Consider the following 12993-nt stretch of genomic DNA (forward strand, 5'->3'; position numbering starts at 1 on the left):
ATACGATAGATAAGCGCTAAATTTTATAATTTGATAATTGTTTTTAGTATAAATATATGGCTAAATTTTTAGCTCTTTTACCACACGTGCATTCAGTGCCATTTGCATGTGGTGTAAAAATATATTTTGGTAAAAATCCCCACTATGCCCTGGTGCGTCGTAGGTTTGCACCAAATTTGCTGGCACGATGATCTCTCGCTTTAAATTTTGCTCATTTGCGCTAAGTCTTAGGTGAGAGACAAGCTGATAGATGCACATATCGGTGCAGTCGCCCATGATGACAAAGCTGTCAAATTTACTTATAAATTGATTAAATTCCTGCGAATAAGCGATGCTAAGTGAGTTTTTATAAAAAATTTTCATCTCATCAAAAAAGTCTAAATTTCGCAGCTCATCAACTGCCTGTGCTTCATCTTGCCCTTTTAAAGCATGAGCTGGAAAGCTCGCAAACTCAGCAGAATTTGGCTCGTGAGCATCTTGGATTAGGATGTAGTTTTTAAGGTCAAATTTCTCTCTTGCCAGCCTAAAAGTGTCTGCTATAAGGCTTGCTAGCTCACCCACACGCTTGCTAGCTAGTGCGCCTTCAGAGCAAAAGCCATTTATCATATCAACGCTAATAAAGGCCACCTTTTCGCTGCCATTTTTAAAAATTTCACTAAATTTAAGCGCTTTTAGGCCATTTTGCCACGCATTTAGCTCATCTAAAATTTTACTCATCACTTCTCCTTTATAGGTAAATTTATACAAAATGTCTTTGGCTCAAGGGTTATCTCTATGCTGCCCTTGTGCGCCTCGATGATCTGCAAGCAAAGGTGTAGTCCTAGGCCATTGCCCTTTAGTTTGCTCGTCTTAAACGGCTCAAAGACGATATCTTCATTTTTTATAGAGACGCCGCTGTCATAGACTATAAATTTATGTTCATTTGGCGTTTTTTCGTAGCCTAGTCTCACCACGCCTTCGTCGTTTTCGTCCTCTTCGATAGCATCGATCGCGTTAAATAAAATGTTTTGAAAGACCATCGCGATGAGGTCAAAGTCGCCACTATAAAGGGCGTCAGGGAAATTTAGCTCAAAACTTATATCTTTTGAATACTCATAAAATTTAAGCGCCTCCTCGCACTCGCTTTTGATATCTAAAAAGTTAAATTCCTTTGGCGTGATGCTAAGCCCTTTTGTAAAAAGAAGTGTGGCTTTGATGATGCGCTCAACCCGCCAAATTCCCTTTTGTATCTGCTCGACGATAGGTAAAATTTTTGGCTCAGCCCTTTTTAAAAGGGTGGAATTTAGAAGCGAGATAGAGCCTATGGGGTTTCTTATCTCGTGAGCTAGGTGCGCTGCTACTTGACCCATCGAGGCTAAGCGCTCGGTGCGTTTTTCCTGCGTTATGTCGGTAGCCGAGATGATCTTTTTATCATCTTTGACCACCTTTTTTACAAGATAAATTTGTGAGCCAAAATTTAGCTCGCCCTCATCTTTTGGGATGAAATTTAACGCTTTGCCAAGCTTTTGCGCCTCTGAGTTTTGCAAGAAAATTTCATCACTTTCATCAAGCACCCAAATGGCATTTGGCAAAATTTCCACGATATCTTTTATAAAACCTTGCAAGCTCATATAAGAAGCGGTCAAATTTTTATACTCACGCTCTATCAGATAGGTCTGCTCTATCAGGCTTTTTAGGCCATTTTGTATATCGATATCACTCACAGCAACTCCTCATAATCTTTTATCTCATAAAGCCTAAGCCGCTCATCTTTTAAGCCCAAAAGCTCGTTGCTAAAGCCACTTTTTGAAAAAAGCGCCACGATATCAGGCTTTATGCCTAGCCTTTCGCACTTGTGAAGGACTAAATTTAAGACATTTTTGCAAATTTTTCGCTCTTTATACTTTGCTTCGCCGACTATTATCTTGCCATTTATGCTAAAAAGCATGTCTAGCTCTATATTTTTACTCCAAAATGAGCTTAGCAAAATGCCATCAAACCCAAGCTTTTTAGCCATTAGCTCGCCGCTTAAAAGCTCAAATCCAAGGCTTGCGTACTCGTCAAATTCTCTTCTTATAAGCTCTAAAATTTCTTCACTCCTACCCTCTTTTAAAAGGCTTAAATTTGGCTCGATAAATCTAAACCAAAACCTTGAAAAATGGCTATTAAAATGAATTTTATCCTCTATCTTATAAGCTCGCTCGCTCTTTTTTAAAATTTGGCGTTTGTTTTTTACTCGTGGCTTTTCTTGGCTCTTTTCAAGCACTAAAAAATCCTTGCTAAAAAGCTTTGCATAGACCCTATTTGTCATGCTTTGGGGCAAAATTTTATTTACGCTAAATTTCTTCCTGTCGCTTCTAGCAAGCTTAATAAGAGCCATTTTGATGGCCTCGTCGCTGTCCTCGTCAAAGTAAAACCTAGCCATCAAATTTTTATAATCATCTAAAATTTCAGCCCTAATCGCCTCAAAAACATCGTAGTATGAGCCCTTTAATAAAAAGTCATCAAAAACCAGATGAAATTTTATAACTTCAGCAATACCAAGGTGTTTCATCCGCTCAAATGTCGATTTTATGGCTAAAATTTCGTATCCTTTGTGTGGCGGATTGTAGCATATTTTTAGAAAATTTTAATTATAATCACGCAAAAACTAAAAGGCTAAAGTTGGTAAATTTAGAGCACATTAGAAGAGATATTATTTTAAAAAAAGGGATACATTATTTCGACTACACCGCCTCAGGACTTGCGTATAAGCCTATCGAAGACGAGGTCGCTGATATCTTAAAAACCTACGCCAACACCCACTCGCTAACATCCTCAAACGCCTATAAAACGCAGCTTTTATATGATAACGCTAGAAGCGAGCTAAAGCGCGCGCTTGGGCTTGATGATAGGTTTTATCTCATAGCCACTGGATACGGTGCCACTGGTGCGATCAAGAAATTTCAGGAGCTTTTGGGGCTTTACGTGCCTCCAGCTACCAAAAAAAGGTATAACTTAAAGGTTGATGATAGCTCGCCGCTAGTCGTGCTTGGCCCTTATGAGCACCACTCAAATGAGATCAGCTTTAAAGAGGCACTTTGCGAGGTTGAGCGTATAAGGCTCGCAAAAGATGGCGGTATAAATTTCGGGCATTTGGAGCAAATTTTAAAGATAAACCAAGGACGTGAGATCATCGCTAGCTTTAGCGCCGCCTCAAACGTCACAGGCGTCATAAGCGACTACAAGCAAATTTACACGATGGTTAAGAAATTTGGCGGTATCGTGGCATTTGACGTGGCGAGCCTTAGTGCATATGCAAATTTAGACTGCGACTACTTTGATGCGCTCTTTATCTCGCCACATAAGCTTCTTGGAGGAGTTGGCAGTTGTGGGCTACTAGCTATCAAAAAAGTGCTAGCAAATGACGATGTGCCAAGCTTTGCAGGTGGTGGCACGGTAAGCTACGTGAGTAAAAACTACCATATATTTTTAAAAGATCAAGAGGCACTTGAAGAGGCTGGCACACCGCCTATTTTGGGGCTCATACGTGCAAATTTAGCCTACAGACTAAGAGAAGAGATAGGGCTTGCTACCATTTACGAAAACGAGAGCGAGCTTAGCGACTATCTTTGCCAAAGGCTAAGGGAAATCCCAGAGCTTATAAGCTACTGCCCGCCAAATTTAAAGCGCCTTGCCATTTTTTCATTTAATGTAAAAAACGTAGCTCCATATGAGCTTTCAAAAATTTTAAGCAAAGAGTATGGCATACAAACACGTGCTGGCTGCTCGTGCGCTGGCTCATACGGACATGATCTTTTGGGGCTAAAAGAGGATCCAAACTTCACCCACAAGCCAGGCTGGGTGAGGGTTAGTCTGCACTATACGCATACCTTTGAGGATATTGATTATTTGGTGAGTGCGATCAAGAAAAGTATCGAGAAATACGCACTTTCGTGGCAGGTCAAAGACCCTTTTGACGTAAAAGAGATAAGTGGGTGTGTGGGTGAGTAAGAAAAATGTTTTGATAGTTGCGGGAAGCGACAGCGTCGGCGGTGCAGGAGTGCAGGCGGATATAAAAAGCTGCGAAGCATTTGGCTGCTTTAGCGCAAGCGTCATCACAGCCGTGACCGCGCAAAATACAAATGGCGTTAGCAGCGTGCTTGCGATGCCAGCAAACATGGTAAAAGCTCAGTTTGAGATGGTGCTAGCCGAGCTTGATATAGACGCTGTGAAGGTTGGCATGCTCTTTAATGAGGAGATAATAGCCGTTGTAAGCGCGTTTTTAAAGGAGTTAAGAGCTAAAAATGTGCCAGTTGTCATAGACCCAGTTTGTGTGGCAAAGTCAGGTGCAAAACTGCTTGAAGACGCAGCGATCGAAGCGCTAAAGGAGCTACTAAAGCTCGCAAGTGTCGCCACGCCAAATGTAGATGAGGCTAGGATTTTGGGGATTAGTTTTGCAAATTTGCCTTGCGATATGGTGCTAAAGCGAACAAAGGTTGGTGAAATTTGCGAGGATACGCTCTATCTAAAAGGCGGCGAAGTGATGAAATTTAGCGAGGAGCTTTTTGAGCCTAGAGTGATGCACGGCGCAGGATGTAGCTTCTCAAGCTCGCTAGCTGCCATTTTAGCGCAACAAAACGATCTAGTAAGTGCCATAAAAATAGCTAAAAAATTTGTGGCAAATGGGATAAAAAATGCTCATAAAAGTAAATTTGGCGCAAGACTTATAGACCATAAAGCAGGGCTTAATGGCTGAAATTTACGCTATTAGCGATGATATTTTAATGCCTGAAAATTTGGCTTTGCGTTACACTAGAGAAATTTTGGAGTGCGGGGTTAAATTTTTTCAGTTTAGGTCAAAAAAAGCGGTCAAAAACGAAAGGCTTGCAAGTGAAATTTTAAATTTATGTGAGAAATTTGGCACGAAATTTATCGTAAATGACGATGTCAAATTTGCTAAAAAGATAGGCGCCAATGCTGTTCATCTAGGCAAAGAGGACGAGGGCATAAAAGAGGCGTTTGAGATTTTAGGCAAGGACGCATATGTTGGCGTTAGCTGCTATGGCGATATAAGCTTAGCCATAAATGCCGCTAAAAACGGGGCTAGCTACGTTGCTTTTGGCTCTGTTTTTACAAGCCCCACAAAGCCAAATGCCCCAAAATGCGACCTTGAAGTGGTTAGGCAGGCAAAGCAAATTTTAAACCTACCTGTTTGCGTGATAGGTGGCATAAATGAGACAAATATCGGCTCACTTTCCCACGTAAAACCCGATCTCATCGCCGTCATCTCAGCGATTTACAAAGATGGTAACATTAAAAAAAATATCAAAAATTTACAAAAGATAATTGAGATAAATTTCTAAATCTAAGCTTTTTTGCAAAATTTGTTTTTGAATTTTAGTGAAAAGTATATATTCTCAGCAAATTTTAAAATCTTACTCACTTGCCTTAGCAACTTACTAAATTTAGGCTGTACTTAGTTTAGTTCTAAATTCAGAGTCGTGATATCCTCGCTCACAAATTTTAAAATTTGATAGAGTTTTTTTGTAGTAAAACCGCATGCAGTGCTTCAGCACTGTTGCATGCACTTCTAACGTGCGATGGGATTTTGTTTAGGCTTCGTCTTGTAACTGCAAGCAGATGAGTATTAAAAAAGAAGTGGGATAGGGGGGGCGGCTTCGTGTCTGCCCTGCAGTTGCGAGCCTGCGAAGCAAAATTTAAGCCCCCCCTTGTCTTCCTTTTGGATAAAAATTTAATAAAGCAATTTTGCAAATTTTAAAATTCCATTCACTCGCAAGAATTGACTACTAAAATTACTCACTCATGAAATTTTAAAATTTGTTTGATATTTGTATGATTAGATAAAGCAAATTTACAAATTTTAAAATTTAAATTTCACCGAGCGGTAGGTCTGGTCAAACCTAAAAGTTAGCAAATTTTGCAGTATCCCAAAAAGTACCATGAAGGTGACGAAGCTGCTTCCGCCGTAGCTAAAAAACGGCAGCGGTACGCCCACAACTGGCGCAAAGCCGATCGTCATCGAGACATTTACCCCCACGTAGACAAAGATGAGCGCGGCTATGCCAGTGGCGGTCACCTGCGTGAAATAATCATTTTTAAGCCCGTAGTTTAGGCTAAGTAAGTGCGTTATAAGCGCTCCATAAAGCCCAAGCAAAAGCAGCGCCCCATAAAAGCCAAAACGCTCGATATTGTAGGCGAAGATGAAGTCGCTAGTGGCGATTGGCAAAAATTTAAAGTGTGTCTGCGTAGCCTCGTCCTTTGGTTTGCCTTTTAACCCGCCGCTACCTATGGCGATAATGCTTTGTTTGACGTGGTAGCTTGGCTCTTCTGCGATGAAGTCGTGTATCCTCTTTTTTTGATAATCATGCAAATTTTCATACAAAACTGGCGCCGAAAATCCTATGGCAAGGATGATGCAGATCCAAATTTTCTTATTTACGCCGATGACAAAAAGGATGGTGTAGCCAACTATCAAAAGTATGAGTGCGGTGCCAAGATCAGGCTCTTTCATGATAAGCGCAAATGGCAAAAGTATGTAAAAACTAAGTCTTAAAAAGTCTTTTAGCCCGTATCCATCAGCCTCTGGAGGGCGCTGCTTAACTAGATAGGCTAGCATCAACAAAAAGGCTGGCTTCATGAGCTCTGAGGGCTGAAGCGTGAAGTGAACGAAAGGGATCTCCAGCCAGCGTTTGGCTCCTAGCTTACTAACGCCAAATATATCAACACTTAAAAGCAGCACGATACAGACCCAGTAAAACATCGGGATAATCCAGTCGATGCGTCTAATAGGCAGTAAAAATGCGATGCAAAATGAGACAAATCCGATGCCAAAATACACAAGCTGTTTGTTTGCCAAAATGTCGTTTGCTTCGGAGACTAAAATGTATGAGATGGCTATGATTGGGATGATTAAAAACGGCTGAATAAAATCAAAATGTGTTAAAATACGCCGATCTAGTTTTATCAAGAAGCAAACCTTAATTTTTGGGCTAGATTATATCACAAACAAGGCTTTGATTTTGGTTAAATTTAATGTTTTAAATAGCTCAAGACTCGACGTTGCAGTGGCCAAAGAGCTTCAAATTTCACGTAATCAAGCTTTAAATTTGATAAAAGACTCCCTTGTAAGCGTAAATTTAAAACCAGTTTCAAAACCAAGCTTTTTGTTAAATGAAAACGATGAAATTTGCGTAAATTTTGCCCCAAAAAAAGAGGTACAAAACGAATACGAAGTAAATTTTGACATCCCGATCATCTACGAGGACGACGATCTCATAGTGCTAAACAAGCCCCCGCAAATCGTCGTTCACCAAGCCCCAAGCGTCAAAGAGGCGACACTTGTTGAGTGGCTAAACAAAAAGGGCTTTATGCTCTCAAATTTAAACGGTGACGTAAGAGCTGGCATCGTCCACCGCCTAGATAAAGGTACTAGCGGCGCTATCGTCGTTGCTAAAAACAACTTCGCTCACGCAAAACTAAGCGAGCAGCTAAGCGATAAGAGCATGGGACGAATTTATCTAGCACTGACCGACCTACCGCTAAAAGAGGACGTCATCATCGACAAGCCAATCGGCAGAAATCCAAACAACCGCCTAAAAAAAGCGATCGTCGCGGACGCTAAATTTGCAAAAAGTGCCTTTGTAAATTTGCTAAGTGAAGGCGGAGTAAATTTGATAGCGGCAAAGCTTTTTACAGGTAGGACGCACCAGATAAGAGTGCATCTTGCTAGCATAAATCGCCACATTTTAGGCGATGATTTATACGGATTTAAGAGCCAAGGCGATAAAATAAGCAGGGTTATGCTTCACGCTTATATGCTCTATTTTATCCATCCGCGAACTGGCAAAAGGGTAGAATTTACCGCAAAAACGTATGATGACTTTAACCAAATAATTTACAAAAAAATTCCCAAGGAGATTTTTGATGAAAAAATTTGCCCTACGCATATTGACACCATTTTTAGTAGCTTTCTTAGCGGGATGCGGCTCTAGCGTACCGACTCAGCAAAGCACGTCACTACCAACTATTACAAGCTTAAAAACTATTTCAGACATGACAGAAGTTGGCTTCGAGTGGAACCCAGTGACCGATGAGAGCGTCGTTGGCTACTACCTTTACCGCTCAAATCCAAACGATGCAAACTCAAAAATGCAATTAGTTGCAAACATAAAAGACCGCTTTGCTACGCACTATGTGGATCGCGACCTAGCTCCAGAGACGACTTACTCATATCAGATGAGAACCTACTCAAGCAACGCCATCTCTCAACCAGGTGCGATCGCAACTACGACTACTAAGCCACTACTTGACTCTGTGCCATTTGCACAAGCTATCACAGGGCTTCCAGGCCGCGTAAAAGTGATCTGGAGACCACATCCTGATAGCACAGTAGCAAGCTACATCATCCAAAGAAGCGATGCAGGAGCTAATAAATTTAGCCAAGTAGCAGAGGTAAATGGCAGACTAAATGCCGAGTATATCGACACTGATGTAAAACCTGGCAGGTCTTATGAGTATAGAATCTTAGTTAAAACTTCTTCTGGCGTCATCTCAAAACCAAGCCAAAACATAAGTGCCACAACAAAGGAGTTACCCTAAATCAGTAACGAACGTCCAAGCGACCAAAAATGCGCCAAAAAAGATCATCTTAACGTGGGATTATGCGCCAGCTGAGGATTTTGCTTATTTTAAGGTTTATAGAACGACAAGTAAAATTTTGCCTTACACATACCTAGCAAAAACGACTAGCAACACCTATGAAGACCTCATAAACACAAACGCAGCGACAAGGTATTATAGAGTCACAGCTGTCGATAAAGACGGCCTTGAGAGCTTAAAGCAAGAAGAGCCGATCGTTGGTAGCACACTTGGCGCACCAAAAACTCCAAGTATAAGCGCTAGCTACGATGGTAGCGGTGTAAATGTAAGCTGGAGTGCAGTTGATAGAGCTAGCTCATATACAGTTTATAGAAGCGGTGCTAGCGAGAAAGTCTTTAGCGGCATAAGTGATACTGGGCTTAGAGATGACAGCGTCCAAAAAGGAGCTAGCTACTCTTACAGCGTCGTAGCAGTCGATGAATACGGCATCGCCTCTGATAAGTCATCAAAAGCAGAAGTTAGCATAAAATAATGCCAAATTTCATCGCTTCATCCTTAAAAGAGCTCTCGTTCCCATTTGGTAACGACAAGATCAAATTTCTTTGGCAGGCAAGTGGCCGAAACGAGAAGCTCATCTACACAAAAAATGAAGATGAAGGCTTTTTTCTAGTCGTAAAGCCAGGCAAAAATGGCGTCGTCATAAAGGGAGAAAAGCTTACAAAGCCTGCTAAAGTTGGACTTTTACAAGAAGCACTTGAGCTTTTTAAAGAGCAAAATTGTAGCGCCATCATCAGTCAAGCATTTGCTGTAAAAAAGACAAATTTGACCAAAAAAGTGAGTGAAATTTTAAGCCTTGAAGAGTTTGTGCCAGCTTTTTGCGAGCTAAAAGGTAAATTTAAAGAGATTTTTATCGAGATCGGCTTTGGCTCTGGCAGGCACTTACTCTATCAGGCTAAAAACAACCCAAATGCCCTAGTTATCGGCATAGAGGTCTATAAACCAAGCATCGAGCAAGTAGCAAAGCTAGCTAGAGCAAATGCCCTAGAAAACGTGCGTCTAATAAATACCGACGCAAGACTTTTACTCTCGCTAGTTGGATCAAATTTAGTTGATAGAGTATTTTTGCACTTTCCAGTACCTTGGGACAAGGCTGAGCATAGACGAGTGGTCTCATCGGCGTTTGCGCTTGAGTGCGAGAGGATACTAAAGCTTGGCGGTAAATTTGAGCTAAGAACTGATAGCAAGGAGTATTGCGACTTTAGTTTGAGTAAATTTTTAGAGCCCTCAAACTCAAAGATAGAAGCTTTTAAAAATAGAAATTTAGAAGTAACTAGCAAGTATGAAGACCGCTGGAGACGCCAAGATAAGGATATTTACGATGTCATTTATACTTGTGAGGCAAAAAGCGATGAGAGCGTTTTGGCTGGGGATTTTAGTTTTAAAGAAAAGACAAGCGTAAAAAATATCATTAAAAATTTCAAAAATTTCATCATAAAAAAAGAGGATCATTTTTTACATTTTGAGGAAATTTACACCATAAATGAGGGTGAAATTTTGCTAAAAGTTGCCTTTGGAGCGTTTAACAAACCAGAGCAATGTTTCATCAAAATAAGCGATGAGAAAAGCGAATATTTTATAAAAAAACCGATCTTAATACGTGAAAATTTAGCAGCACACGAGCTTTTGAAGGAGTATTTGGCTGATGCAAGAGATAATTAGCGCAAGAAATTTAAGCCTAGCTTACGAGCGCAACGAGGTTGTGATCAATAGCGTAAATTTAGACATCTACGCAAATGACTTTGTCTTTATCACAGGCAAGAGTGGAAGCGGAAAAAGCACGCTTTTAAAGTCATTTTACGGAGAAATTTCGCCCCTAGCTGGCGAGCTAAATGTCTGCATGACGCAAATGGACGATATCGATGACAAAAGACTTTGCGAGCTTAGGCAGCGAGTTGGCATTATATTTCAAAACTACCGCTTGATAAATGAGTGGAATGTCGAAAAAAACGTCATGCTACCCCTCATCATTAAAGGCGTCAATCAAAATGTGAGCAAAAAGCAGGTGGCTAAACTTTTAAAACATGTAAATATGCTTCACAAAGCTGATAAATACCCTCGTGAGCTAAGTGGTGGCGAGCAGCAAAGAGTTGCCATGGCAAGAGCGCTCGCGCACAATCCAAATTTGCTCTTATGCGACGAGCCAACAGGAAATTTAGACGAATACTCAAGCGACGTCATCTGGTCGCTTTTAAAATCAGCCAGAGAATTTCTAGGCACAAGCGTGGTCGTGGTGACGCATCATATCCCATCAACGCTTCGCATCCCATACCGTCACTTTGTCATAGAAAATGGAGGCGTGCATGAGATCGCTTAAAAACCACCTTGGATTTATCCTGCCGTTAATCGCACTTTTATTTTCAGTGCAGTTTAGTCTCACAGCAGACAAGATCGTAAGAGAGTATGAGAGACTTATGGGAAATGACTACAACATCGTGGTAGTCTCAAACAAAGAGCTAAGCGAGCCAGTGTTAAAGCCAGTGGTTAGCACGCTAGCTAGCGTTGAGCCACTAAGCCCACAAAAGATAATAGATCGCCTATCAAACGACATCTCGGCTAAAAATTTATCCATCCTTCAAAACGCCTTGCCTAAATTTTACTCGCTAAGACTAAGCGAATTTCCATCGCCAGAATATATGGAGGAGATAAAGCAAAAGCTTTTGAAATTTGATGGTATAAGCAAGGTTGAGACATTTTCAAAGACCCATGATAAGGTCTTTAAGATGCTAAATTTAGCCAAAAGCATATCTTATGCATTTATGGCGATACTTTGTGTCGTTGGGCTTATGCTTATGCTTAAACAGACTAAAATTTGGCTATTTGAGCATAGAGAGCGCATTGAAATAATGACACTTTTTGGAGCGCCATTTTGGCTAAAATCAGCCATGCTATATAAATCAGCCATGGTTGATAGCATAGTTGCGACCATTGTTGTTGGTGCGTTTTTCTTTTTCTTGCCAAATTTTGAAATATTTAGAGAAAATGCCGCAAGTATCGATGTAGTCTTGCCTAGCCTTGATCTTTCAAGAGATGTATTTATCCTTTTTGGCGTGGCTGTGGTTTTAAGCATTTTTGCTGTTAGTTTAGTGATGAGTAAGGCTAGAAAAAGCACGATATGAAAAAAGGAATTTTTACACTTTTGCTAGCTTTTAGTCTAGCTTTTGCATCAAATACTAAAGAGAAGATAAAAGACTCCAAAAACTCGCTAAGATCGACGCAGGTGATGAGTGAGCAGCTTAGTAAAAAACTTGATGACTTGGCTGGCGATATAGTAAATGGCGAGAAAAAACTTCGTGGCATAAGTGGCGATATCACAAATTTAAAGGGTCAAATTTCAGTTCTTGAGACAAATGCTTCAAAAGCGCTTCTTGAGCTTGATGATCTAACAAAGCAAAACAAAGAGCTAGAGCGCACCCAAAAAGAGCTAGAGCAAAATATGATAAGGATCATCGCAGAAGATCTTTCATTTGATCTTATGATGTCTGCAAGCGAGGGCAAACAAAGCGAAGAGAGCATCATCTCATCGCAAATTTTAACCAAGCTAAACGCCATAGCTAAAGAGGACTTTAAAAGACTTAGTGAGAACTACGAAGATACGATAGAAAAGATAAAAAATAAATCAAGCAAGATAAATGAGATAAACTCAAGCATAAAAAACTATAGGCGCAAGCAAAATGATCTACAAAGCCTAGAGAGCACGCAGAAAAATACAATAAACGGGCTAAAACGTGATAAAGAAATTTACAGCAAAAAGCTAGCCAAGCTTCAAGCCCAGCAAGACGAGCTAAGAAAGACGCTTGAGCAGCTTGCTATCATGCAAAAGCAAGAGGATGAAGCAGCCAGAGCTGCTAGAGAAAAGCAAGAAAGAGCAGCTAGCAAAGGCGGCAAAAAGGGTGAAAAGAGCCAGCCAATGGGTGGGGGCTATCAAACAAGCTCAGTTAAGAGATACTCGGGCGCAAGGACGATCGCTCCACTTGATAGCTACTCTGTAAAGCAAAAATTTGGCAATTACGTAGATCCGATATATAACATCAAAATTTTCAACGAGTCAGTCATACTTCGCTCAAGCACGCCAGATGCTAAGGTAAAAAGCGTACTAAATGGCAAGGTCGTCTTTGCAAAAGCAACTCCGATGCTTGAAAATGTCGTCATCATCGAAAATGAAAACGGCATCCACACAATCTATGCCCACCTAAGTCAGATCGCGCCAACTGTAAAAGTAGGCTCAGTCGTGCAAAAAGGTTATGTTATAGGTAGGGTAAGGAACGATCTAACCTTTGAAGTAACGCAAAGAAACTACCATATCGACCCGCTTGAAATGATCTCAAAATAGTCACTTTGTAAGCGTTATTAGCT

At 40.7% G+C, this 12993-nt stretch carries 14 protein-coding genes; 10 read left to right on the forward strand and 4 right to left on the reverse strand.

Annotated elements, in window-relative coordinates; translation table 11 throughout:
* Positions 1-60: 60 nt before the first annotated feature.
* From F3G86_RS07580 to F3G86_RS07590, 3 genes are read right to left on the reverse strand one after another with little or no spacing between them, the layout of a single operon-like run.
* The gene (locus F3G86_RS07580) at positions 61-717 is read right to left on the reverse strand and encodes a cysteine hydrolase family protein (protein WP_149723516.1); all 657 of its coding nucleotides are present in this window, start codon (positions 715-717) and stop codon (positions 61-63) included.
* The gene (locus tag F3G86_RS07585) at positions 717-1703 is read right to left on the reverse strand and encodes a sensor histidine kinase (RefSeq protein WP_149723517.1); all 987 of its coding nucleotides are present in this window, start codon (positions 1701-1703) and stop codon (positions 717-719) included. The genes F3G86_RS07580 and F3G86_RS07585 overlap by 1 nt, the downstream gene beginning before the upstream one ends.
* Positions 1700-2533: a DUF234 domain-containing protein gene (locus tag F3G86_RS07590; RefSeq protein ID WP_103595858.1), complete on the reverse strand. Its 834-nt coding sequence runs from the start codon at positions 2531-2533 to the stop codon at positions 1700-1702. Before F3G86_RS07590 ends, F3G86_RS07585 begins: the two co-directional genes overlap by 4 nt.
* A gap of 110 nt (positions 2534-2643) precedes the next feature.
* Between F3G86_RS07590 and F3G86_RS07595 the strand changes: the two genes are divergently transcribed.
* Genes F3G86_RS07595 through thiE form a run of 3 tightly spaced genes read left to right on the forward strand, consistent with a single transcriptional unit; the run spans position 2644 to position 5324 of the window.
* Entirely contained in the window at positions 2644-3972 is a 1329-nt protein-coding gene (locus tag F3G86_RS07595) for an aminotransferase class V-fold PLP-dependent enzyme (RefSeq protein ID WP_149723518.1), read from the forward strand.
* Positions 3965-4717 carry a bifunctional hydroxymethylpyrimidine kinase/phosphomethylpyrimidine kinase gene (thiD, locus tag F3G86_RS07600; RefSeq protein WP_411160691.1) on the forward strand — a complete coding sequence of 251 codons (753 nt, stop codon included), beginning with the start codon at positions 3965-3967 and terminating at the stop codon, positions 4715-4717. The genes F3G86_RS07595 and thiD overlap by 8 nt, the downstream gene beginning before the upstream one ends.
* The gene (gene thiE, locus F3G86_RS07605; RefSeq protein WP_149723519.1) at positions 4710-5324 is read left to right on the forward strand and encodes a thiamine phosphate synthase; all 615 of its coding nucleotides are present in this window, start codon (positions 4710-4712) and stop codon (positions 5322-5324) included. Before thiD ends, thiE begins: the two co-directional genes overlap by 8 nt.
* Before the next feature lie 518 nt (positions 5325-5842).
* On the opposite strand, the gene F3G86_RS07610 is transcribed toward thiE, so the two are convergent.
* Positions 5843-6949, reverse strand: a complete 1107-nt coding sequence (locus F3G86_RS07610; protein ID WP_149723520.1) for an FtsW/RodA/SpoVE family cell cycle protein — start codon at positions 6947-6949, stop codon at positions 5843-5845.
* 52 nt (positions 6950-7001) lie between these two features.
* Here F3G86_RS07610 and F3G86_RS07615 point away from each other — a divergent pair, with 52 nt between their 5' ends.
* Genes F3G86_RS07615 through F3G86_RS07645 form a run of 7 tightly spaced genes read left to right on the forward strand, consistent with a single transcriptional unit; the run spans position 7002 to position 12970 of the window.
* On the forward strand, positions 7002-7973 hold the full coding sequence (locus tag F3G86_RS07615) for an RluA family pseudouridine synthase (RefSeq protein WP_004317239.1): 972 nt from the start codon (positions 7002-7004) through the stop codon (positions 7971-7973).
* Complete coding sequence (locus F3G86_RS07620; protein WP_188116443.1) at positions 7906-8580, forward strand: fibronectin type III domain-containing protein; 675 nt, start codon at positions 7906-7908, stop codon at positions 8578-8580. The genes F3G86_RS07615 and F3G86_RS07620 overlap by 68 nt, the downstream gene beginning before the upstream one ends.
* A complete protein-coding gene (locus F3G86_RS07625) occupies positions 8555-9112 on the forward strand; it encodes a fibronectin type III domain-containing protein (protein WP_223228580.1) in 558 nt (185 codons plus the stop codon). Before F3G86_RS07620 ends, F3G86_RS07625 begins: the two co-directional genes overlap by 26 nt.
* Positions 9112-10299 carry a tRNA (guanosine(46)-N7)-methyltransferase TrmB gene (trmB, locus tag F3G86_RS07630; RefSeq protein ID WP_149723521.1) on the forward strand — a complete coding sequence of 396 codons (1188 nt, stop codon included), beginning with the start codon at positions 9112-9114 and terminating at the stop codon, positions 10297-10299. Before F3G86_RS07625 ends, trmB begins: the two co-directional genes overlap by 1 nt.
* A complete protein-coding gene (locus tag F3G86_RS07635) occupies positions 10283-10954 on the forward strand; it encodes a cell division ATP-binding protein FtsE (RefSeq protein WP_004317228.1) in 672 nt (223 codons plus the stop codon). Before trmB ends, F3G86_RS07635 begins: the two co-directional genes overlap by 17 nt.
* Positions 10941-11756: a cell division protein FtsX gene (locus tag F3G86_RS07640; protein WP_149723522.1), complete on the forward strand. Its 816-nt coding sequence runs from the start codon at positions 10941-10943 to the stop codon at positions 11754-11756. Before F3G86_RS07635 ends, F3G86_RS07640 begins: the two co-directional genes overlap by 14 nt.
* A complete protein-coding gene (locus F3G86_RS07645; protein ID WP_149723523.1) occupies positions 11753-12970 on the forward strand; it encodes a murein hydrolase activator EnvC family protein in 1218 nt (405 codons plus the stop codon). The genes F3G86_RS07640 and F3G86_RS07645 overlap by 4 nt, the downstream gene beginning before the upstream one ends.
* Positions 12971-12993: the final 23 nt, after the last annotated feature.

The organism is Campylobacter concisus (assembly GCF_902460595.1).
GTDB lineage: Bacteria > Campylobacterota > Campylobacteria > Campylobacterales > Campylobacteraceae > Campylobacter_A > Campylobacter_A concisus_BL.

Excerpts from the sequence above, each read along its gene's own strand:
- F3G86_RS07580 (WP_149723516.1), bottom strand. The coding sequence starts at position 717 with ATGAGTAAAATTTTAGATGAGCTAAATGCGTGGCAAAATGGCCTAAAA.
- F3G86_RS07590 (WP_103595858.1), bottom strand. The coding sequence starts at position 2,533 with ATGAAACACCTTGGTATTGCTGAAGTTATAAAATTTCATCTGGTTTTT.
- thiE (WP_149723519.1), top strand. The coding sequence starts at position 4,710 with ATGGCTGAAATTTACGCTATTAGCGATGATATTTTAATGCCTGAAAAT.
- F3G86_RS07620 (WP_188116443.1), top strand. The coding sequence starts at position 7,906 with ATGAAAAAATTTGCCCTACGCATATTGACACCATTTTTAGTAGCTTTC.
- trmB (WP_149723521.1), top strand. The coding sequence starts at position 9,112 with ATGCCAAATTTCATCGCTTCATCCTTAAAAGAGCTCTCGTTCCCATTT.
- F3G86_RS07635 (WP_004317228.1), top strand. The coding sequence starts at position 10,283 with ATGCAAGAGATAATTAGCGCAAGAAATTTAAGCCTAGCTTACGAGCGC.
- F3G86_RS07640 (WP_149723522.1), top strand. The coding sequence starts at position 10,941 with ATGAGATCGCTTAAAAACCACCTTGGATTTATCCTGCCGTTAATCGCA.
- F3G86_RS07645 (WP_149723523.1), top strand. The coding sequence starts at position 11,753 with ATGAAAAAAGGAATTTTTACACTTTTGCTAGCTTTTAGTCTAGCTTTT.